Here is a 23435-nt window from a genome sequence, read left to right as displayed (position 1 = left end):
TTAAATACCGTTAATTGATACCTTTGAAAATATCGCCGCAATTATACTGTGATTGCTGAGCTTATTCATGAATATCATTTGGATTTATTACATTTTTAGCCATTAAATTGGGCGAACTTTAATGATAAGTCTGCTGCCATTTTATTTTGCCCTTTCATTTTTAACACTTCGATTATACATTCGATGGTACATAGACCACCTTTAGGTTGATTGGCCCTAAGTTTGTATAAAGAATCATTGGAAGTTTTCAGGGTGAACTGTGCTGCATTTTTTAAATAAGCGCTGTGGTTGAAAATCTTTTTGGCTTCCTGCCATGTGCTATCAATAATAATGATGTTTTCATATTCTTCAATTCTTACCTTTGAGTCTACCGATGATCCTGCTGTAGCAGCTACCGGGGATGATTCTCCGTTCGAATATAATAATACCGCTTTATTATTTTCTATTAGGTTAACAAGGTCTTTATTAGGACTTAGCCTTTGCCAAAGTATACGCTCAACAATTGCATTCGAATCGTCTAAAGCAAGAGCGCCAGTATTGGTTGCCCTGTGTAATTCACGCTCATGGGTCAGTAAAAATATTTTCATTTTTAGCTATTGTTCCGCTTTCGATTATTGTTGTAGCGCTTGTTCGAAAAAATTGAAGGGTTTAGCAAAAATCCGCTAATTTCTCGATTAGCAGACTAAACTCATATACTTTTCCATAAGGATATTATTGCCAGTTCACGGGTTATGTTTGAGCCATACTTTGCTTATGTAGTTTTGACTATTTAGTTATGTCACTGATAAAACCCTATGAGCTATTTACATTTTACAGAGCTATCTTAAACAACATTTCTTATATTTCTTGCCACTGCCACACGGACAAGGATCATTGCGACCAGCCGTAGGTAATGAACTAACGGGCACACTGTTCTCTAAAATTGTATTTTCGTCATACAGGATATTAGCCAATAAACCGCCTTGCCCCATTAACGAATCAAAGCCTTCAAAGTCTTCATTTGACATATTGTCGAGTTCTTCACCTTCACCTTCTGAGTCAGAATCATCATCAGCCCAAGCACTTAAGGTATCAACAACATTAAAGTCTATTTGAATCATGCCGGATTCAATCAACTTAGGCGTACCTGCCCTATGCCATGCCTTTACTTCGTCATATTTAAAGCGGTCTTCATCAAATACATTTTTATCACCTAATGCAACAAACTGAGGTTTAAAATTATCAAGTTGATATTCAATGCAAGAATCGGCTAAGGCGCTAATTAAAAAGCTATTGGTTGAACTCGGTAAAGCCGAAAATACAGTTATCCATCGAGTTACATGTGCACTTAATACGAATTCATCAATAATACCCGCTTCGTACTGAGCAAATACCGCTTCAATAGCAGATGCTTTGCAATACATCGCTTGATGACCATCTACAATATAATTACACAATGCTTGTGTATTACCATCGACCACATTATAAAATAAGGTCGGAGTTAATTCAGTGAGTGCATCACCAAATACTGCTTCAATAGGGGTTAAAAACGTATCGCTACGGGCAAATAACTGCAAACACTTTTCTAACGCTGGAGAGTATTTTAATTCCGCTAATAATAACGTACCAAAATATAAAATGACCTGCTGATCGTCGGTTAACGAGGTATCATCTGCGATAAATTGATCTATCAGCCGTTCTAATTCAGGATAAAATTCCGACCAATTTGCTTTAACAAATTCGAGACCTGCAATAGGTAATTCGGTGTCTTGTACATTACCTATTTCCAATAAAGCTTGTTGTAAATTCATGTGAAGTCCGCGTTAAAAAATCAATGATGAGTGCATATGCCGCATATTATATAACACTTCTACTTCCCGTAACCATTGAAAGCATCAAATTCAAAGCTAAAAAAACCGCGACTCGTTAAAGTTGCGGTTTTCTTAATATGGTGGGCAGAATGGGCACTCTTTCCTATTTTTTGTTTAAGGTGATGTATCGATCTATTTCAGCTTCAACCATAGCCAATGGCAATGCACCATTACTCAATAAAGCATCATGAAATTCACGTAAATCAAATTGTTTCCCTAATGATTTTTCTGCCTTTTTTCTTAACTTCCAAATGTGTAATTCACCCAATTTATATGAAAGTGCTTGACCAGGCCATGATATATAACGGTCTACTTCAGCTCTAACATTCGTTGGTGATAATGAGGTATTACTTGATAAGAAGTCTATTCCTTGTTGTCGACTCCATTTCATTGCATGTATTCCTGTATCAATAACCAAGCGACAAGCTCGCCACATTTCATAACTTAATCTGCCAAAATTATCATAAGGTGTATCATATAAGCCCATTTCAACACCTAATTTTTCAGAATATAATCCCCAGCCTTCACCATAGGCACTAAAATACAGACCTAAACGGAATTTAGGTACATTTTCCAATTCACTTGATATAGCCGATTGGTGATGATGTCCAGGTACTGATTCATGTAATGTTAACGCGGTAAGTTCATACAATGGCCGTTGGTCTAATTGATAGGTATTTAGCCAATAAGCGCCACCACGTGTTCCACCAACAATTGCTGAGTTATAGGAAGCGGTAGTATAATTAGGGGCTATTTCTTTTGGAACAGCAACAACACCATAAGGCAGACGAGGTAACGTTTTGAAAAATTCAGGCATAATATAGTCAATACGTTTAGCAATATACGATGCTTCTTTTAGCAAGTCTTTTGGTGTTTTTGCGTAAAACTGAGGGTCTGTTCGCAGGAATTGGGTAAATTCTTCAAATGACCCTTCAAATTTTGTCTCTTTTATTATTTCAAGCATTTCTGCTCTGATGCGTTTTACTTCACTCAGTCCTGTTTGGTGTATTTCTTTAGCCGTGATATTAGGTAATGTCGTATATTTTTTAATTTGAGAAGCATAATAAGCTTTGCCGTTATTCATTTGCTCTGCGCCAATCGTTATTGTCGCTGCCTGTAAATATTCTCCGCCGAAAAACTCGGAAAATGTTCTAAAAGCAGGTATTGCGGATTGTGATATGGCTTGCTTGGCAGATTCTCTAAGTTGTTTTTGCTCTTTGTCTGATATTTTAATGCTCATTTTCACAAAAGGTTTGTAAAGACTACTATCCGTTGGATTGTCATATATCTGTGCTTGTACCGTAGGAAGAATACCTTCAACAACAATTTTTGGCAGGGTAAAATTGGAATGAATTCCTGATCGCATGTTGGTTATATTTTCATTAAAAAAACGCGGTATCTCGTTAATTCTTGCGATGTAATCGTTGTAATCTTTCGCTGTATTCATCGGCAAACCATTACTCATATTTAATACTTGTAGAAAAAAACTATAAAAAGTATTGAGTGGAATACGTGATAAATTAAGTTGGTAACTTTCTATAGAGCCTTCAATCACCCACTTAAATAGTTGATGATTTATTCGGTTGGAGTCAGACAATTGCGCAGGGTCAATTTTTACTAATTGACTAAGTAATTTTGTCTCCGCGACAAGTCGCCTATCATTATCAATTTTTGATACTCGGTTGAGTAAATGATTATATTTACTGATACCTTCTGATGTTGCTGATAAAGGACTTTCTTTCATCGAATAATCCCAATGCTGTGCTATCAGCTGTTCTAATTTTTTATCCGCGTTTAGTGATACTTTATCGTCAGCCATAAGGTTTGTCGCAAAGATAAGCGTTGATAAAACAAGACACAACCCTCGGATATTTTTTAAAATTTTATTTTTCTTTTTTATCATTATTCATTCTCATTTCTGTTTTATATTACTTTGCTCATTCGCTATTGCTTAACTTTCTAAAGTCTGCATCAAGTAAAGATCAGTATGTTTCGGTAGAGTAACTTTAGATAGCGTAAATATTATAACGAATTTATCAAAAATTGAACTGAGCTAGCGACTTTATTCGGAAATAACTAAAGGTGAAGGTTTAAAGTTTGTTTTAATTTTTGTTTAAAATGTTGGTGGACTTATCCGCTATTTTGCTATTATGGCGGCTTTCCGTTCCCTATAAGGCAGCAGCACTGCGTGGAAGTTTTTCAACTTAGAGATTATCAACAAGAAGCTGTTTCTGCGGTGCTCAAACACTTTCGAAAAACCAACGAATCTGCTGTGATTGTTTTACCTACAGGCTCAGGTAAAAGTCTGGTAATTGCCGAGCTTGCTCGCTTGGCAAAACGAAAAATACTGGTACTCACCCATGTGAAAGAATTGGTCGAGCAAAATCATCAAAAATATGAAACCTATGGTGTTACCGCCGGTATTTATTCTGCCGGATTAAAACTGAAAGAAACTCAGCACCAAGTCACGTTCGCCAGCATACAATCGGCAGCCCGCAATCTAGATGACTTTAATGAGCCCTACTCTTTAATTATTATTGACGAATGTCATAGAGTTAACTTAGCTAGCCCTGACTTGTCTAATGAAAAGCCTAATGTACAGTCTAAAGAACTCTTTAAAGATAAAGCTAAGGACAAAGCTAAAGAAGAGCCCAAAGAGCAATCACAAGAAAAAGAAAGCACGCTGTCCAATAGTAATCAGTATCAACAAATTATTGAAAAATTGATGCAAGTTAATCCCGAGGTGAAATTATTGGGTTTAACCGCAACCCCTTATCGTTTAGGTATGGGCTGGATTTATAAAAAGCATTATCGTGGTTTCATGCGAAGTGAAGAAAAGCGACCTTTTGAGCACTGTATTTATGAACTACCCATTCGTTACTTAATTAAACGCCAGTATTTAACCGAACCCAATTTAGTCGATGCCACCATAGAGCACTATGATTTTAGTAACCTGCGAGCAAACGCCTCTGGCGAATATAGTCCTACGGATATGAATCATCTATTAAACAAAAATCCCCGGGTGACTCAAAGCATTATTGAGCAGGTCATTGAGTTAGGCCATAAACGTCAAGGTATTATGATATTTGCTGCTACAGTTGAACATGCAAAGGAAGTCTTTAGTTATTTACCCACCAAATTGAGTGCGTTAATTACCGGCGCTACCGACAACACTGAACGCGATAAGTTAATTAAGGCATTCAAGCGTAGAGAAATTAAATACCTGGTTAATGTTTCTGTATTAACCACTGGCTTTGATGCACCCCATGTCGATATGATTGCAATATTACGTCCAACACAATCAGTTAGTCTCTATCAGCAAATCATCGGTCGTGGTCTGCGTTTGAGTGATAACAAAAAAGATTGCTTGGTGATTGACTATACGGGCAATGATTTTGACCTCTATCATCCCGAAGTCGGTGAGAAAAAGCCGAATAGTAAAAGTCAGCCGGTGCAAGTTGTTTGCCCTAGTTGTGAATTTCCCAATATATTTTGGGGAATCTGTGATGATGACGGTTATTTAGTGGAACACTACGGCCGACGATGCCAAGGCCTCGTCGATACTGGCAGTGAAGAACAAGCATACCTAGTAGAAAGCCAGAGTCAATGTGACTATCGTTTTGTATTTAAAGAATGTCCTCACTGCGGTGGTGAAAATGACATAGCTGCTCGTAGCTGTTTACAGTGCCTTGAAGTCTTGGTTGACCCCGATGATATGTTAAAAAAAGCACTGAAACTTAAAGATTCAAAAATTATTCGCTGCGCAGGCCTTAATTTAACCAGAGTTAATGGCAAGCTCAGTGATAAGGGAGCTGATAAGTTAAAAATCACTTACCATGATGAGCAAGGCGACGAACTCAATGAATCTTTTGACTTCGCTAAGCCTAATCAAGTTAAAGCGTTCAATGATATATTTTCTAAACGCCTTAGCGCTAAAATCAGTGTTCAACTGGGCTCTACTGGTTCATTTGAAGTGACTAATCTTGAACAAGCATTAAAGTTAACTAACATATTACCGTGTCCTGACTTTGTCATTGCCAGAAAACAAAAATTCTACTGGCGTATCAAAGACAGACTTTTTGACTATCAAGGTAAATACCGAAAAGCCAATGAGCTCAAATAAAATCAATGACTAAATAAAAAACCGCTATCTTTCGATTAGCGGTTTTTTAGAATTTGGCGGGACGAATATGGGCACTGGTTTTATTCAATAAAATTGCCACTTGAGTAGTTATTACTGGTAATGAAGTATTCAACTGAAATGTAGTAACTTATATCTGATCTGACAATCTAGAAAATAGGCCCTGACATAATAGTACAATCGATAAGGTCGGTAGCCACAAAGCCGTCCTAATAATTAGAGCAACAAACTCTATTTTTATGTCAGCAATCTTCAAGGATAGCTGACATTAGAAGAATCATTTCTAAGGCGCTAACGCCCCCTGAGCGAGTTAGAAGTTATTCATTAAGGAAAATAATAACCTAGCCACTACATCCATATTTCGGATCTATTCGATAGCCATAACCTATACTTTATTGATTTAACTTATTTGAAATTTAATACAAAAATCGAGTCGTATAGTTACAAAACAATACCACAATGTTCCTTTAGGTTGCCTGTATCATCAACCATCAAAATATTTTTCATTTAGTATTCTCATAAAAACTGCCATTGAATATCTCGATGTAAAAAATGCATCGGCACTTTCAAGTGTTTAATGATAAGTGTAGTTTGGTTGAGAATGTTAAGTACCCATGCAGAGGTACAACAATTCAAGACGAACTTGGAAGTATCCAAACGAATGCTGTTCAACTCAATTTAGTTGTCGGTGTCACATTAAATTCGATGCTGTAAAACTCGACATTCACCTGTTTGTGCTGTCACGATGGCTAAAAAATATCGTGCAGGAATAATTGTGATAGACATAAAAAAGTAGCAACGGTGTCTATCAATATGCATTAAATATGGAGGCATTGTGCATAGCTTAAGTCGAGCGAAGAAGTGTACTGATAATTAACAGATAATGGAACAATATAAGTTTAGGGCTATACTCATTATGACAATATGCTTTGCATATATACATAACTGACATTTTATAGGAAATAAATAATTGAATAATTCGGGTTCAGAGCAAGTTAGGTCTCAAGCAACCGTTTATTTGTTAGATGACGAACCTGAACTGGTTGATATTTTGAGGCAAGCTGTTGAATTTACTGGTCTAAAAGCACGCAGTTTTACCAGCGGAAGCCAATTGTTCGAACAAGTTTCGACCTTTGAACGAACGTCAATTTTAGCTCTTGATTTGAATATGCCTGAGATGGATGGCATTGAAGTCATGAGACATTTGTCTTCTCTGGATTCATCTCCAGCCCTAATACTCATGAGCGGCCACGATACGAGTGTCCTTCATTCAGCAGAAAAATTGGGACATGCCCATAATTTGGAAATAATTGCGTCGTTGAGTAAACCGATAGTACTTGATGAATTTAGAGAAATTATTAAGCATCATTCACCTAAGCTTGATCAACAGAAACAGCCTGACGATCCATTTCTTGATGACGACATTACCAGTGATGAACTTCAACATGCTATACAAAATAACCATTTGATACTCCATTACCAACCTCAAATTGACATAATTTCAGGGAAACTTTTGGGTGTTGAAGCGCTCGTGCGTTGGCTGCATCCACAACACGGCATGATAAGGCCTGATCGCTTTATTTCACTGGCAGAACAAAGTGGCGTTATCGGCGAACTGACACATTGGGTGATCGAGCAAGCGGTTGAACAAGAGCAACAATGGCAAAGTAGTGGATTAAATATCCCAATTTCAGTGAACATATCTGCAGTAGACATTACCAGTTTGACCCTTCCAGAGCAGGTAGCTAAGTTATTAGCAGACAAAAAACTTGATCCTACCCACCTTACTCTGGAAGTAACTGAAGGTGCTTTGATGGGTAAGTTGGTCACTTCACTGGATATTCTCACCAGGTTACGCTTGAAAGGGCTTGGGCTTTCTATTGATGATTTTGGTACCGGTTATTCGTCTCTTTCCCAGTTGCATCGTATTCCCTTTACTGAATTAAAAATTGACCAGAGTTTTGTTTCCAATATGACCGAAGATGAAGAAGCTCGGGCGATTGTCAAAACCTGCATTATTTTGGGTCACGAGTTGAAAATGAAAGTTGTCGCGGAAGGGGTTGAGACTGCAGAGCAGTTAGCGCTATTAAAGCAAATGAATTGTGACATTGCTCAAGGTTACTTTATTAGTCGTCCGGTACCTGCGGAGCAGATTTCAATCAAATACGCTGAAGAGTAACACCCATTAGCATAAAGTTACCGTGTTAGGGTCAATCGTTGTTTTTCAGCTTATGAATAATACAAAATATTTCACCACTCTTTTATAAGGTTTAAGAGTTGAGTTCTGTTTTCCGTTTTCTGAATTCTGTTTACTTTTTAGGAACGCCTATCCTGAATTACTCACTGTATTACTCAACATTCGTTTGCTCGTAAAGAACATTAAAATTGAACTAGAATTTCTGGGTGTAATTTAGACCAAGAGTTCGCTCTTCTTCAATCCAGCTAATAATCGGCAGTGTTTTGGTGGTAAAATTAATTTTTTGACGCTTGTTATCAGTAAGGTTCAGCAAATTTTGCCCGTAAAATGTTAGCTTGCCTTTTATCGATGGAATCGTCCATGAAACTGAGGCATTGATGCGAATATCTTTGCCAAAAGCATCTTTACCTTGAATACTTTGCTTATACGTTTCTAGAAAGACCTTGTCTTCATTGTAGTCAGACAGTTTTCCTGCACTCAGCGCAGCGGTATCAACTTGTGCAAACGCCTTGTCATACATGTCAAACAGGTCATTGCCATATTCATATTCCCAGATAATTCGGGCGTTCATATGAATCGTCCAGTTGTCACTGAGTTTTGCGTCGAACCAGAGTTTGGTATGCTGATTAGCCCAGTCTGTCAGGCTGTCCCCTGTGCTGGTAAGTGTTAAATAGTCAACCTTATAAAGCATGTCTGAATAACTAACCGTTTGCAAAGCAGAGCCATCGTCCTGTTTTAATCGATAGTCCCAATCGAGCAATTCAAAAAATGAATGATTGATACCAAATGAAAACGCATCAGTGCGATAGCTAATTTCAGGTTCGAGACCGAAAGCTTTGATAATACCCGTCAGATTGGCATTATTTCCGTCCCACGTGAGTACTTCAGAGCGATTATAATAACCGGTAATTCCCATATGCAGCTTGTCGGACTGAAGGCGACTATAGGAAAGCTCATAGGTCATGTTTTTTTCTGGCTCGGCTTCTTTTTCGTTTATGTCTAACCAATAAAGTTCCGCCATGGTGTTCATTCGCAGGGACTCTTGCCACGAAGCTTTAATTATATTTCTGTCATCCCACTTATATATCAAGGCAAGTCGTGGTGAATACATGACATAAGTAAGGGTATTTTTATCTGCCCGCCCAGAAACAATGCCCTCTAACTCAGGGTTGATCTGATATTTCATTTCAATCGCGGTGGAAAACGTATTGGTTGACCATCCTTGAGTAAACTTGGCCACCTTGCTTTCTGAATAGGTACCCCCAGAGCCATCGCCAAAATAAACCGAATCTTCACTCATAAAACCCTTAGTACCTGCTCTGACCAAGAAACTGGTATGTGGGTCACCCCAAGGCGCAGAAAGCGAATCATGAGAAATCTCAAAAGAGCCGGCAAAAGAAAATGAACCCGCAGGCTGATAATTCAACGTGGTGCGGAAAAACAACTCATCTTCAGAAAAACTATACTGCCGATTGAGCTCGTGGGTAGGGGGTAAATTCGCTTCTTTTGCTTTTATTTCCAAATAATCCTCGGAGTCATAACTTAAGATGCTGCTTAGGCTAAATTCACCATTAATTTTGTGTCTGTTTTCCAAAGCAAAAATGTAATAACGGCTTTCAAAGGCACGCCAATCCTGCATTTCTCCCTGTATTTCTTTTTGTACCGCACTATCAACCTGCCCTGAATTATTGTATCGCGCCCATAAGCGCCATTCATCAGAGAAATCGATATCCACATACAGTTTAACCTGTGAGTTATCATTAAAATCCGCATAGTAAGGCTGTAGTGGGTTAGCGTCTGTGCCGGTAAAGGCATCGGTTCCCTTATAACCCAATTCACCATTATTTTTCGTCTGAAATATATCGTAATCAGCAATGCCTTTGGTGCGGGTAACACTACCATAAAGAAATACCGCAGCTTCTCCAATATCAGTGGCATAACTCAATTTTAGCGCTTTGCTATCGTAGTTATGATCGTAACTAAAACCCACTTCCAGCCCCTCTTCATCACGAGCCTGCTTGGTGATTATATTGATCACTCCCGAAATAGCCCCAGGACCATGCGTGACTGTGCCCGGTCCCCTGACAACCTCAACCCTTTCAATGTCAGCCATATCCCAGTTTCTAAGTTCAACCATTGCACCTTGATGTGTTTTCTGATTAACAGGTTTTCCATTCACCAATAATAAAGTACTGTAATGACGCTCTCCCAAACCTCGAATGCGTATTCGTGGACCTGACGTAAAGTTGGAGATCACCAGTAGGCCTGGAACATAGGTTTCAAGCACATCCATCAAATTTCGAGCGGGCGTTCTTTCTAATTGTTCGCGGGTAATAATGGTGATTGCAGAGGGAGACCGGCTTAGTGGGGTATCAGTAAGGTTACTGGTCGCTATTTTGACAGATAAAAGCTCTTTTAATGACAAACTGTTCAGATAAGCAATTTGACTTGATGATGCTTCGTTACTAATGCAAATACTCGAATAAAAAATACTGAATACAAAAAGACAGAGTACAAAAATAAAAGACCCGGTTCTATTGGCACCCTGTAGCGACATATCTCGTACCCTCATACCATTCCAACCGTTGAATTCAACGAGCTTCACTTAAGGTTCTAAACAAACAATTTTTCACATGATAATGCTAAACTCAAACGATCAAATCCACTCATAAGTTTAGACCATATTTTGAACTAAAACCCACCTGCCGCACAAGCTTTTTACTGTTCATTCCATCCTGTTGTTAAGGGGAATATTAACGACTAAAAAGTTGAAGAATTAAAGTGCTAGCTTTACTTTGCTGCTCACAACATTATGAATCAAAGGGACATGCTGCTTATAATTTCCTGAGTTGAAAGTTTTATTTTTGATGAGGGCATTTCCAATCATGCATATCAAAACTGTCAAGGTCATTTATCAGCTTGCATGCTGGAGCTAGATGCTGATTGCCAGCCATTTTACACGAAGAAAGCAAGGTAATTACTGCCAGCAATTTATCCATTTTTACTGGTTTTTGAAGATAGAAACACGCCTTAGCATCTTTGCTGTATCCATCTTGAGGTGTCCCGGTAATGACAACAAATTTTTGCTTAGGGTTAGTTTTTTTAACTTCCTCAATCAACTCATAACCAGATTTTCCTGGCATGCGAACATCAGTAATGATAGCAATGCTTGGCGGAGTGTAAATTTGTTTTTTTGTGTAAGTAAGATAATCTTCTGCGCAAGCATGGCAATTGACACTGAAACCAGCATCTTCAAAAACTGTCTGATACAGCTCCCTTAATCCAGTTTCATCTTCAACAATTTCTATATCCACTGTAATCACCTTTCCATTTTATTAGAATAGAACCAATAAGGGTTTTTAACGTGTGTTTGACCAGACGCAACATCTATCTTGCTTATAAGAACACTTATAAAACGATAGTATTGCTTATTAAAAGTATCCGATAAACTGAGGGATCGTCGCTCCCGAGAATTTGTCTTACTCATTGTAGTATAGCGCGTAACCCCAAAAGATGTTCTCTTGGGGTTTGTGCCAATATCCTACTTTAATTGCCCCTGCTGCGCGCCATCTCATTCGCTCCCCCCTGTTTTCTTCTCATCACCAACCACTTGTGCCAAATCGATCAAGTTTGAGTTGAGCCTTATGCCTGCTGTTCTCACTGCAGTTAGGTTTATAATCAATTGGGTTTTATTCGATTTTTTTGCTAACTCAATCATGCCGCGGTTTACCGCAAAGCTATCGATATCACTAACGGTAAGTAGCGGCTGGCTTGCCAGCTTTTCTAAAATTTTCTTAAGATGATTTTCTTAAGATGATTTGCTTCAGAGCGCGAGATAAATAGAGTATGACATTCATGGGTATCATTTAGAATGGTGAGGTGTTTTATGCGAATTTTCTTATTATTTCTTGCAGAGCTGACCAACTCTTGCAAGTAATTACTGAACGGGTTACGACCCAGAATACAAATAGTCTTGTCACCGCCATTATTAATCGGCCATTTTGTAAAATCCAAAAAATGAAAGATAAAGGTATATTTTAACGGGTACTCAGGTGCTTTTTTTGCATCGGTAATTGGCGGTAAAAGGCAAAACAAGAGGGTCGCGATCAAACAAACCGCTTGAACACGGGAGTAACGGTGGCGACGGCTAATAGATGTATTGACGAGTAAAGTCTCTACAAACCTACTCTTCTTTCGCAAGGTACTCTCCCTTTTTAGTCAGCCTGCTAATCAGGTAAAATCAGAAGTATGTTTGAACTATAATCGGCTGAACAAGGTTAAAGATACGAACACTTCTTGATAATAACCCAAAATTTGATAAACACCCCAATGGCTTTAAGAAAACCCAATGACGTTATCACTCATTTTATGACAACCCCATTAAGCAAATTTCCCCACAGTTCAGTTCAGTTCAGTTCAGTTCAGTTCAATTCAATATTTTCCAATTAAGTCAGGAACATTTGCCGATAATTTAATATTTATATGATAAAGCAAGGTTTACTTGAATACCCTGTTTTTCATAATCATATCCAGAGCTCGGGCCAAAGTTAGGGCTGTAGTCTGTATGATTTAATAAATTGGTTCCTGACAGCACAACGTCAATCTTGGTTGTCGGGCGATACGTGATATGTCCGCTAAGTACAAAATATGAATCGTTTAAAGAGGGGTCTTTATTCTCATCAGGAACTCTTGATTGATAATTACTATCCACAAAAGGCCGAGAATAATAACTGCCCTTAAGTCCAATATGGATATTTTCTTTCGGTAAATAAGTCAATTCTGCATAACCGAACTCTGTCGAAAGAGCGTGCAATTTTGTATCGAGTTCATGATCTTTAGCATCAAGGAGTGTGAGACCAGACCGAATATTCCATTGCCCTTCGACCAACCACCAATCCCCGCTTAACTCCAAGCCATAAATGGTTCTATTACCAACATTGCTAAACACTTCATCGCCCAGGGCAGGGTCAAACACATCTGCAATATAGTCGGTATAGCCGTTATAAAAACCGGTTAGTAGTATACTGCCACGGTCTGCGTAACGCTTTCCAATAGCTAGTTCGTAGGTGGAGAGTTGTTCGGGTTGCAAGCTTGGGTCAAAGATGGCGACGCCACCACTTTCTTTGCGATATTCCCGGTAGGTTGGTTGACGATAGGCTGTGCCGAATATACCTTTGATGTAAAGGCCTTGATCAAACGACTTCACCACGCCTAACCTGACGTCAAATTGTTTATCGAACCCATCGGGCTTATCAAAACGGATCCCCGTTGTTACTTCCCAAGCAGAAGGCAGCGCCCACACGTCTTGTAGATAAAGACCATAGTCTACAAAACGCTCATCAGGATTAATAAGACGCTCAGCAGACCTTGTCAAAACGCCCTCGCTGTCATATACCTTTTCTAAGGAATTGTCAGACTCATGGGTCAATACGTTGAGGCCTAAAATCACAGAATGGTCATCAAATAATTTTGTGATATAAGTATCGAGGCCAGCATATCTTGTGTCGCGATGGGCAACTGTGTGGCTATCGGGCTGGATAGGTCCGGTTCTGGTAACAGTGTCCGTAGTCTGGGAAAAACCGGATTCATGATAATAGCTGTTTAAATTAAACTGTATATCCTTCGGATCGCCCGTTTCATAGTTTAAATTAACTGTCAGGGGTTCAAGTTCAAGTTCCGAATCAGAATGTGCTGATGAATACGTTATTGGATAATGGTGTAAGATTTTTGTCACACTTAATTGCAAGTTTTCATGAAAGGCATATTTAACATCGAGGTAGGTGGACTCGCGAACGTTATCTTGAGCAATGCGTCGATCATTACCATTTATGCCTATTTGTTCTGGTCTGAAGGCGTCGCCGGTTACCGAGTGCTTAACAAAAATGGAGAGGTTTTCATTGTTTAAATGAAACGAACCCGAATAGGAGTCAAAATTACCACCGCTTATTGAGACATTATTGATGCCTTGTTTTGTTTTTATATCGATAATGCCGCCAAATGCATTGGCCCCATAGAGCACAGAACTGGGTCCAATAAGAATTTCAATGGTTTCGATATGATCAATCGGATACATTTCATCAAGCATGGCATTACCGAAGTACATCTCCCGAACCACAGCATTGTCGACGCGCATCAGTAGTCGGCTATTATATCGGCCCTGCAGCCCCCGAATCCAAACGACGGGATGCCCCTGGCGATTGGGCTCGATCTGAATGCCTGGTACTTTTGCCAGTACTTCTGTCAAGGTCCGTATCCCTTCTAGCATTAACTGATCGCCAGAAAAGGTATAAACCGTACTGGGTGCTTTCTCTGTATGTTGAGCTATTCTGGTGGCTGATGTTGTAACGATTTCTACTAACATCAACTCTTTCAGGCTTAGGTTGTAAAGGTCAAATATGTCTTCTTGCGCCACGACGGGCAACGTAAGCGAGAACGCAAAAATAAGAGCTGGAATAAGTGTTGAAATACAAAATTTTTTCATAATTTAGCCTGCTTTATAAATGCGATGTAGTCGACAGGGGGATCTCTAAGTTAAATTTCTCCCAAGACTTATCGGCTTCTTTAGTATAATTTAATGCCTCATACTTTTCTTTAAACCCAATATTCACGGACGGCTTCTCACAGAACGCTTACAACAAACGGGCGATTATTTGTCGACTTACCTGTTCTTATAGTTATTCCGTTGCCCTACAACCACAAAAGAAACATTTTCATAAACGGATAAAATTTTGTAGTCTTTAGTTTTAATGTTTATTGTTAATATTAATAGACAGAGACCGCTAAGTACTTTCATCCAATATACGACGAACAGCGATAGCTAGTTCTAATCGGTTGTATGGTTTATGCAAGCGATTTGTCACCAGCTTGTGCAGGTATTCATTGTCATTTATTGGCTGCTCATCTCGTTTTTTTGTAAAACCACTTGTCAGCAACATTTTGTATCGTGGATCTATCTTATGAATCCTATCGGCCAATTGATAACCATCCATACCTCCTGGCATAATAATATCGGAAAATATCAGCTCTACTGAATTGTTATTTTCAATAACATTTAAAGCCTGCTGAGCATTTGCCACAGTTAACACCTTATAACCAAGAGATTGAAGGATTTTAGTCGCAATATCTACCAACTCATTTTCGTCATCAACTATGAGAATGGTTTCTTTGCCTCTTGGCAGTTCGGTAAGTGCTAATACCTCATTAACGTCTTTTTTATCAACACTATCAGCTCGAGGCAAAAAGATATTAAATGTTGTTCCCTCACCCAACTCCGAATATATTTTAATGTGTCCACCTGAACGCTTAACAAAACCGTAAACCATACTAAGTCCTAGCCCTGTTCCAGAGCCCAGATCTTTGGTGGTAAAAAAGGGTTCAAGCACTTTGTCGATAATATCTTCAGACATACCTATGCCATCATCACTAATCGATATCATCACAAATTCACCACGACTACTTTCAGGGTTTATTGCCACGTAAGAATCATCCAATATCTTGTTAGAAGTTTCGATAATTAACCTACCTCCCTCTGGCATAGCATCTTTGGCGTTAAGCGAAAGGTTTAGGATAGCGTCTTCAAGGTCACCAGGGTCAACATTTACAGGCCATAAATTTTCAGATAACTGAGTTTGTACGTCAATAGATACCGTCAGCGACTTAGCAACAAGTTCATCAATATTTTCAAAAATACTGTTTACGTTTATTGGTATTGTCTTTATGGCTTCAATACGTGAAAATCTCAAAAGGTGCCGAGTAATATCCGCAGCACGTAGTGTTCCTTTGTATGCTTTTCCAATGAGAATGTGCGCGTCATCGTTTCCCTTAAGTGTCATTTTTAGCAGATCAAGATTGCCCATAATAATACCCAATATATTATTAAAGTCGTGGGCTATGCCTCCGGTAAGTTGACCAATGGCTTCCATTTTTTGTGCTCGACGCAAGGCAATTTCATTAAATTTATTCTTGGTGATATCAATAGTGATCCCCATAAGACGTTGCACTTGGCCATGCTCATCTTTAATCGGGACTAAAGAGGATGAGAAGTAGCGAGTATCTTTCTCTGATGCCGACTTAAATTCAAAGAAACTAGTAGTTCCATCAAGTGCTTCAGTCAATAATGCTTCGACGTTTTGACGATCATCTTCGCATACTACATTTAGGTATACCAAACCCAAGATAGCTAGCTCATCATCGAAACCCATCATTTTGAGCCCGGTGTTATTCATTGAAGTAAAACGCCCCTCGATATCTATTTCATGAATGCACACAGGTGCATTTTGAACCAGTGTACGAAACTTATTTTCACTCTGTTTTAGTGTATTTTCAGCCCTCTGTCGCTCTGCTATTCGGAGTTTAATCTGTGCCATCATCCGACTAAAAGAACGATACAGTGACCCAATTTCATCATCGCCAGCTTCAGGTAATACCTGATCGTAGTTGCCGTATGTTGATATATTATCAGTAATATCTCTGAGCTTAATCAGTGGGGCAGTAATATACTTTTGCAAGGTCATGACCAAAAGAAAAGCGATTGCACTGGCAAACAAAATAACAGCCAAAACTATTGTGGTAAATCGCAACAGACGCTCATCTATCTCTTGTGTTGAGGCCGAAAGATACAAAGCGCCTAGCCGCTCTTCATTTAAATTTATGGGCTGAAATAGGTCGAGCCTACCATCATTTTGATAATCCAGTTTATCTGGATTATTTTTTGGGCACTTAACTGTTCCATCCATTGAATAACTGGCAACTAGCTCCCCTGATGCGATGAAAACACAAGCGAAAAGAACAGACTTATCTTGTTGTAGTGTTGACAGTATGCGTTCAGCGGTATCTTGATCATCAAATATTACAGCGGCCGTAATTCGCGATGAGATCACTCTGGCCAAGACATTAATACGTGAATACATCGCATCTGAAGAAGAATATTGATCAATTGAAACAAAAACGACTCCCACAAAAAGTAAGGAACATACAGTAACCGTCATAACCATTAATGTTAGCTTGCGTTTAATTGACCCTCTTGTAATAAATTTCAATCGCCACGCTCTGATTTCTGTTTGTCACCAACGACTTGTGCCAAATCGATCAAGTTTGAGTTGAGCTTTAAGCCAGCTCTTTTCACCGAATTTAGGTTAATAATCAATTTGGTTTTATTCGATTTTCTTGATAATTCAATCATGCCACTGTTCGCCGCAAAGCTACTAATATCACTAACGGTAAGTATGGGTCTACTTGCCAGTTTTTCCAAAATCTTGCTAATTTCATTTGTTTCAGAGCGCGAAATAAATAGAATATGACAGTCATAAGTATCATTTAGAGTTGCAATGTGTTTTATGAAAACTTTATGATTTTTTTTTGCTAAATTGGCCAGCTGCTGCAAGTGGTCATTGAACGGGTTACGACCAATAATACAAATGGTTTTGTCATCATTCTTACTGCTTGGCCATATAGTAAAATCTAAAAAATGAAATGTAAAAGTGGCTTTGAGCTGGTACTCAGGCGCTTTTTCGGCATAGGCATTTTGTTGTAAAAAGCAAAACAGACAAGCAGCGATCAAACTAAAGGATTGAAAACGGGGATAGCGGATAAAAAATGTATTGGCTAATAAAGCCCTTACTAATTCATGGTTCCTTAGCAAGGTATCCCCTTATTCTGTTAGCCTGCTAAGCAGGTGAAATCTGAAATACGTTTGAACTATAATTAACAAAAAAATATTGACCAAAATATTAATGAGACGGTTCATACTAGATAATAGTTCAAAACTTGATAAATTTCCTACCTTTAAATAGCTTAAGCTAACCAAACACATACAAACCTATGTCGGGCTTACATCACATTAATTCCAGTATGATGGCATAAAGAAAATGCTGAAATTAATGCAAGTGTTTACGTATGTTCATCAAAGGAAATGTTTAGTAGTTAAGGGCACTTTTTTTATGAGCTTGTTGTTATACAAATTTCAATCACTTCGGTTTTACTGTTAAGAAAAAACATTAATATTAGTAAAATACACGATATTACCCATTACATCTTTGGCGCCAAAATTTCGGAGATCTATGGATGAAATCATTTTCCCCTCAGGAGAGAGGCGCATCAACATATGATCCATCTGTACGCTGAGATTTCCCTTTTTATCGTGCTCTAAAAAACATGATCCAGCTCTAGCTTTCGACTCTTCACCTGCTGCCCAAAATATAAGAAGGACACCAACAGCGACCACAATCAGAATTAGTGCTGCAGCTCTTGGATTAACTTCTTGATCTAAATCCCTAAAAACATCCTTTTTTAGGGGTTAATTGCAGCCTGCTATGCGCCATAACAGCTTATTGGAAGGTAAAAACCTTTGTTTAAATATTAGCTTTTGCGCTATTTCATAATAATAATAATAGATTAAAGATAAATATTAAAAAATCAATTTATTAGAACATTGACTAATTTAATGAAAATATGAAAAAGTGGCTTTACATTCATAAGCTAGTTCAAGTGTTATATAGCCTGAATTGATAATTATAAAATCACTAGCAGTGTCACCTAGGTGACACTTTTTGCCCGCCACTATTATAAAGTCCAATTATGATTTTTTTGATCGGACACTATTATGTCAGCACCTATTCTTAACCGCCGCGATATTGAGTTTTTTCTTTACGAGATGTTTGACGTGGAATCGTTAACCAATCGTGAAAAATACCAAGATCATGACAGAACAACCTTTAACGGTGCTATCGACACTGCACAAGCGATAGCTGAAAAGTATTTTATGCCTATTCGTCAGAAAGTTGATGCCAATGAGCCAACGTTTGATGGTGAAAAAATTCATTTAATTCCAGAGATTAAAGTTGGCTTAGACGCTGTATTAGAAGCAGGTCTAAGTGCCCCAACCTCGCTGTACGAAGATGGTGGTATGCAACTTCCTATGGTTGCTGCTAGTGGCGCATTGGCCTACCTTTCTGCCGTTGCTAGTACAAGTTTAGGCTACCTATCATTAACACATGCCAACTGTAACTTAATAGAAGCCCACGGCACTAAAGAACAAATTGAACAATGGGTTAAGCCCATGCGTGCAGGCCGATACGCTGGCACAATGGCGATGACAGAGCCCGGTGCAGGCTCTGGCCTTGCGGACTTAACAACAACAGCAACCAAAGATGAAAAAGGTAATTACCGCTTAACCGGTAATAAAATTTTTATCTCTGGTGGCGATCACGACCTAAATGAAAATATTATTCACTTAGTACTTGCACGTATTAAAGGCGCGCCTAAAGGTATTAAAGGTATTTCTCTCTTTATTGTGCCTAAGTTTCTCGTTAATGAAGATGGCAGCATGGGTGATAACAATGAAGTTGCTTTAGCCGGTTTATTTCACAAAATGGGCGGTCGCGGTCATACCTCAACAGCGTTAAGTTTTGGCGAAAAAGATGGCGCAGTGGCGTATTTAGTTGGTGAAGAACACAAAGGACTGATGTACATGTTTCATATGATGAATGAAGCACGTATTTTAGTGGGTACTGGCGCTGCACTTACCGCATTAACAGGCTTTCAATATTCGCTTCACTATGCCAAAGAGCGCCCGCAAGGACGTTTACTTTCCTGTAAAGATCCCGAGTCACCGCCGGTTAATATCATTGAACACCCCGATGTTAAAAGAATGTTATTAACGCAAAAAGCCTATTCTGAAGGCGCTTATGCATTGTGTCTATATGGTCATCAGTTAGCCGATGATGAAAAAACAGCATTGACACCAGAAGAACGTGCCCATGCCTCTACCGTTTTAAATTTTTTGACACCCATTATAAAAAGTTGGCCTTCAGAATGGGGACCAAAATCAAACGATTTAGCGATTCAAGTATTAGGTGGTCATGGTTATACCAACGAACACCCGGTAGAAATGTTTTATCGTGATAACCGTTTAAACCCGATACATGAAGGAACTACTGGTATTCAATCGCTCGACTTATTATGTCGAAAAGTACCGATGAAAGGCTTCTTAGGCTATAAAGCGTTTCTTAGTGTGATAGAAGAAACCATTTTAACTACCGAAAGTAGTGACAGCTTAGGCCCGTTTTCTAAAGCACTTGCCAATGCCGTTATCAATTTACGTGATGTTACTGACCATGTTATGGCTGCAGCGAACAGCGCCGACAATAACAACCCTGATTTGGTTTTTTCTAATTCAGTGAGTTATTTGAATATGTTCGGTCATATTACCATCGCTTGGTTATGGTTAAGACAAGCTGATTTGGCTACCAAGGCACTAGCAACCGAGCCCCATATTGATGAACAGAATTTTTATCAAGGTAAGTTACAAGCAATGAAGTACTTCTTTAATAGCGAGTTACCACTTACCTATACATGGGGATCGCTAGTAAAAAATATTGATAGCACCAGTTATGATACCCAACCTGATTGGCTTTAATCTGTGCTTAGTTTTAATCACAGTCTGGTTTTAAAAATAGTTTTATAAGCCTTAAAAATTAATTCGTTAGTGCACGCTTTTGTACTAACTTTGAAAAATAGCGAGAAATAATATGTTCGAATACAAAGCGCCAATGCGCGATATTAAATTTGTCATGCAAGAGTTTTTAGCCTGTGATGGCCATTACCAAGCCTTAGGTTACGATGAAGCCAGTAGCGATATGGTCGATGCTATTTTGTCAGAAGCGGCTAAGTTTACCGAACAAGTAATAGCGCCGATTAACCAAATAGGCGATCAGCAGGGCTGTCATTGGGAAAAAGGTAGCGTAAGCACACCTGACGGATTTAAAGATGCATATAAACAATATGTTGACGGTGGTTGGCCTACCCTCTCTCAAGCAGAAGAATTCGGTGGTCAGGGCTTACCTCATTCAATCAATATGGTCGTCAGTGAGATGTTATCGGCAGCGAATCATAGTTTTGCTATGTATCCTGGGTTAAGTCATGGCTGCATGTCGACCTTAGAATTCCACGGTACTAAGCAACAAAAAACCATGTTCATGCCCAAACTTGTTGAAGGGTCATGGACGGGCACTATGTGTTTAACTGAATCTCACGCAGGTACAGATCTTGGTTTGTTACGGACTAAAGCTGAACTTAACGAGGACGGCAGTTACAAGCTCAATGGCAGTAAAATATTTATCTCTGCCGGTGAACATGATTTATCTGACAATATTGTGCATCTGGTCATCGCGCGGGCAACAGACTCTCCTGCGGGTACTAAAGGTATTTCTCTTTTCATCGTGCCTAAATTTAATGTGAACGACGACGGCACTATTGCCGATGAAAATGGCGTGAGCTGTGGTTCAATTGAACACAAAATGGGTATTAACGGCAATGCTACTTGTGTCATTAATTTTGATGATGCTAAAGGTTACCTAATCGGCGAAAAGAATAAAGGCTTGAAGTGTATGTTCACCTTTATGAATGGTGCTCGCTTAGGTGTTGCCAACGAAGGTGTTGCGGCAAGTGAAGCGGCCTTTCAGGGATCCTTAGCCTATGCACAAGATCGTTTACAAATGCGCTCATTAACCGGTGTTAAAAACCCTAAAGACTATGCCGACCCTATTATTGTTCATCCTGATGTAAGACGCATGTTGCTTACACAAAAGTCTATTGCCGAAGGTGGTAGAGCCCTGGTCGCACAACTTGCCCAGTTGGTAGATATTACCCATGCAAGTAATAGTGATGAAGACAAGCTAGCTGCCAACAATCGTTTAGCGCTATTAACGCCTATCGCCAAAGCCTTTTTAACTGAAACAGCAGTAGACTCCACCAGTTATGGTATTCAAGTACTGGGTGGTCATGGTTTCATTAAAGAATGGGGCATGGAACAGTTATTACGAGATACCAAAATATGTTGCCTTTATGAAGGTACTACCGGCATTCAAGCACTTGATTTGATCGGTCGTAAAGTACTTGGCAATAAAGGTGTTTTACTGAATGATTTTATTAAGGAAATAAAGGGATTTTGTAAACTTAATGAGAACAATTCAGTGTCAGCACTTGCCCATACATTGGTTGACTATGTTGAACTTTGGGCAGAAGTTACTCATGACATTGGTGTGAAAGCTAGTGCAAATCCTGATGAATTAGGTGCCGCATCGGTAGATTATTTAATGCTTTCAGGTTATATCACGCTGGGTTATATGTGGGCAAAAATGGCTAAAACAGCACAAGATGCCATTAGTCAAAACTCAGCTGATAAAGACTTTTACTTAGCTAAAATACAAACAGCAGAGTTTTATTTCGCCCGCGTCATGCCAAAGGCACACGGACACTTGGCTTGTTTAGCTAGCGGCGCAAAAACCATGATGAGTATGGACAGCGGGCACTTTAGCTTTTAAGTGTTTACTGCGCTTAATTATTTAAAGCCTGAAAGCCCGAAATTACCGGGCTTTTTTTTGTGATCTAAGCGTAAGCTTGCAACGACAACGACCAAACGTCTTCTTCTCGCTAAAAACCTACATTAATTTTAACGCTGCTAATGGCAATCTGGCTAAAGCAGACCTTAATCCCTGCATACTTTTACAGCATCTAAATGTTTCTGTAATACTGACGTCACTACTTCAAAACGTGATGGTAGCACTCTGTTTCTCTTTTTTACCCTATATAGAGTTTCTATTACTGGGTTTTTGAGGTTAAATATTTTTAAATGTTGAGGCTCTTGGAACGTATCTACAGCACTTTTTGGTAATACGGTAAAACCTAACCCTTTGGCTACGGGTTGCAATATTTGGCTTATTTGATTGACATAACCAGTAACGGGGATGTCTTTAATACTCAAGTGATTAAAATCTGATTCCTGACTTTGTGCTAAATAAAGCGATAAATAATGCTCTGCATCAGGGTGATCAATAAGACCAAGCTCGGTTAATAAATCTTTGCCATAAACGTCAGTTTCAACACTCGCGGGCAGCACTAGGCACAGCTGCTCTTGGCCAAGCTCCACTACATCAAATAGGCTATGGATTGGCGCATCAGTGATGATACCAAGGTCAATTATTCCCGTTTGTATTTCATTTAATATCTGATGATTAGGCGCTGCTTTTAGTTTAACAACAAGCTGAGGGTGCTGAACTTGTAAATCCAATAACTTAGGATAAAGCATCAGAGCAAGTGCACCAGAGCAAGCTAAAGTACAATCGCCAGAAAGCGGGTCGTCGAACGCTAACAGTTCCATTAACCCTTGCTCATTTTTAACTAATTGCCCTGCATATTGATAAACTAACCTGCCCTGCTCAGTTACTTCGAAGCTCTTTTTTTCTCTGCG

Annotated in this window: 15 protein-coding genes and 1 pseudogene; 5 read left to right on the top strand and 11 right to left on the bottom strand. The window is 39.0% G+C overall.

The window, feature by feature from the left end; translation table 11 throughout:
- Positions 1-95 precede the first annotated feature (95 nt).
- The 3 genes from F580_RS0122645 to F580_RS0122635 form a co-directional block, all read right to left on the bottom strand.
- On the bottom strand, positions 96-587 hold the full coding sequence (locus F580_RS0122645) for a tRNA-uridine aminocarboxypropyltransferase (protein WP_019030048.1): 492 nt from the start codon (positions 585-587) through the stop codon (positions 96-98).
- 231 nt (positions 588-818) lie between these two features.
- Positions 819-1790, bottom strand: coding sequence for a YecA/YgfB family protein (locus F580_RS0122640; protein ID WP_019030047.1), 972 nt, complete (start codon positions 1788-1790; stop codon positions 819-821).
- 163 nt (positions 1791-1953) lie between these two features.
- Entirely contained in the window at positions 1954-3753 is a 1800-nt protein-coding gene (locus F580_RS0122635) for a DUF885 domain-containing protein (protein ID WP_019030046.1), read from the bottom strand.
- A gap of 285 nt (positions 3754-4038) precedes the next feature.
- Here F580_RS0122635 and F580_RS0122630 point away from each other — a divergent pair, with 285 nt between their 5' ends.
- From F580_RS0122630 to F580_RS0122625, 3 genes and pseudogenes are all read left to right on the top strand, one after another.
- Complete coding sequence (locus F580_RS0122630; RefSeq protein WP_019030045.1) at positions 4039-5973, top strand: DEAD/DEAH box helicase; 1935 nt, start codon at positions 4039-4041, stop codon at positions 5971-5973.
- A 632-nt stretch (positions 5974-6605) separates the two neighbouring features.
- Positions 6606-6784: pseudogene (locus F580_RS27050) on the top strand (IS3-like element ISCps3 family transposase); the annotation flags it as partial.
- A 177-nt stretch (positions 6785-6961) separates the two neighbouring features.
- Positions 6962-8170 carry a GGDEF/EAL domain-containing response regulator gene (locus F580_RS0122625; RefSeq protein WP_019030044.1) on the top strand — a complete coding sequence of 403 codons (1209 nt, stop codon included), beginning with the start codon at positions 6962-6964 and terminating at the stop codon, positions 8168-8170.
- A 211-nt stretch (positions 8171-8381) separates the two neighbouring features.
- Here F580_RS0122625 and F580_RS0122620 read toward each other — a convergent pair whose 3' ends face one another.
- From F580_RS0122620 to F580_RS0122585, 7 genes are all read right to left on the bottom strand, one after another.
- Positions 8382-10745 carry a TonB-dependent receptor plug domain-containing protein gene (locus tag F580_RS0122620; protein ID WP_019030043.1) on the bottom strand — a complete coding sequence of 788 codons (2364 nt, stop codon included), beginning with the start codon at positions 10743-10745 and terminating at the stop codon, positions 8382-8384.
- Positions 10746-11046: 301 nt separating this feature from the next.
- The gene (locus F580_RS0122615; protein WP_019030042.1) at positions 11047-11502 is read right to left on the bottom strand and encodes a response regulator; all 456 of its coding nucleotides are present in this window, start codon (positions 11500-11502) and stop codon (positions 11047-11049) included.
- A gap of 257 nt (positions 11503-11759) precedes the next feature.
- Positions 11760-11933, bottom strand: a complete 174-nt coding sequence (locus F580_RS27360; RefSeq protein WP_425393363.1) for a YfiR/HmsC family protein — start codon at positions 11931-11933, stop codon at positions 11760-11762.
- 38 nt (positions 11934-11971) lie between these two features.
- Positions 11972-12388: a YfiR family protein gene (locus F580_RS0122600; protein ID WP_083927046.1), complete on the bottom strand. Its 417-nt coding sequence runs from the start codon at positions 12386-12388 to the stop codon at positions 11972-11974.
- 271 nt (positions 12389-12659) lie between these two features.
- Positions 12660-14669 (bottom strand): TonB-dependent receptor, encoded by a 2010-nt coding sequence (locus F580_RS0122595; RefSeq protein ID WP_019030038.1) that lies wholly within the window; start codon positions 14667-14669, stop codon positions 12660-12662.
- 298 nt (positions 14670-14967) lie between these two features.
- Positions 14968-17175 carry an ATP-binding protein gene (locus F580_RS25765; RefSeq protein ID WP_169338334.1) on the bottom strand — a complete coding sequence of 736 codons (2208 nt, stop codon included), beginning with the start codon at positions 17173-17175 and terminating at the stop codon, positions 14968-14970.
- A gap of 47 nt (positions 17176-17222) precedes the next feature.
- Positions 17223-17828 (bottom strand): YfiR family protein, encoded by a 606-nt coding sequence (locus F580_RS0122585; protein ID WP_019030036.1) that lies wholly within the window; start codon positions 17826-17828, stop codon positions 17223-17225.
- A 960-nt stretch (positions 17829-18788) separates the two neighbouring features.
- Here F580_RS0122585 and F580_RS0122575 point away from each other — a divergent pair.
- Together F580_RS0122575 and F580_RS0122570 are read left to right on the top strand one after the other, a co-directional pair.
- On the top strand, positions 18789-20603 hold the full coding sequence (locus F580_RS0122575; protein ID WP_019030034.1) for an acyl-CoA dehydrogenase: 1815 nt from the start codon (positions 18789-18791) through the stop codon (positions 20601-20603).
- Between the two features lie 112 nt (positions 20604-20715).
- Complete coding sequence (locus F580_RS0122570; RefSeq protein WP_019030033.1) at positions 20716-22509, top strand: acyl-CoA dehydrogenase C-terminal domain-containing protein; 1794 nt, start codon at positions 20716-20718, stop codon at positions 22507-22509.
- 164 nt (positions 22510-22673) lie between these two features.
- Here the strand turns inward: F580_RS0122570 and F580_RS0122565 are convergent.
- The coding region (locus tag F580_RS0122565) for a LysR family transcriptional regulator (RefSeq protein ID WP_019030032.1) at positions 22674-23435 on the bottom strand (762 nt) is incomplete at its 5' end.

The organism is Colwellia piezophila ATCC BAA-637 (assembly GCF_000378625.1).
GTDB lineage: Bacteria > Pseudomonadota > Gammaproteobacteria > Enterobacterales > Alteromonadaceae > Colwellia > Colwellia piezophila.
Note: the sequence above shows the minus strand (reverse complement) of the source record. Positions and strands in the feature narration are given on the sequence as shown.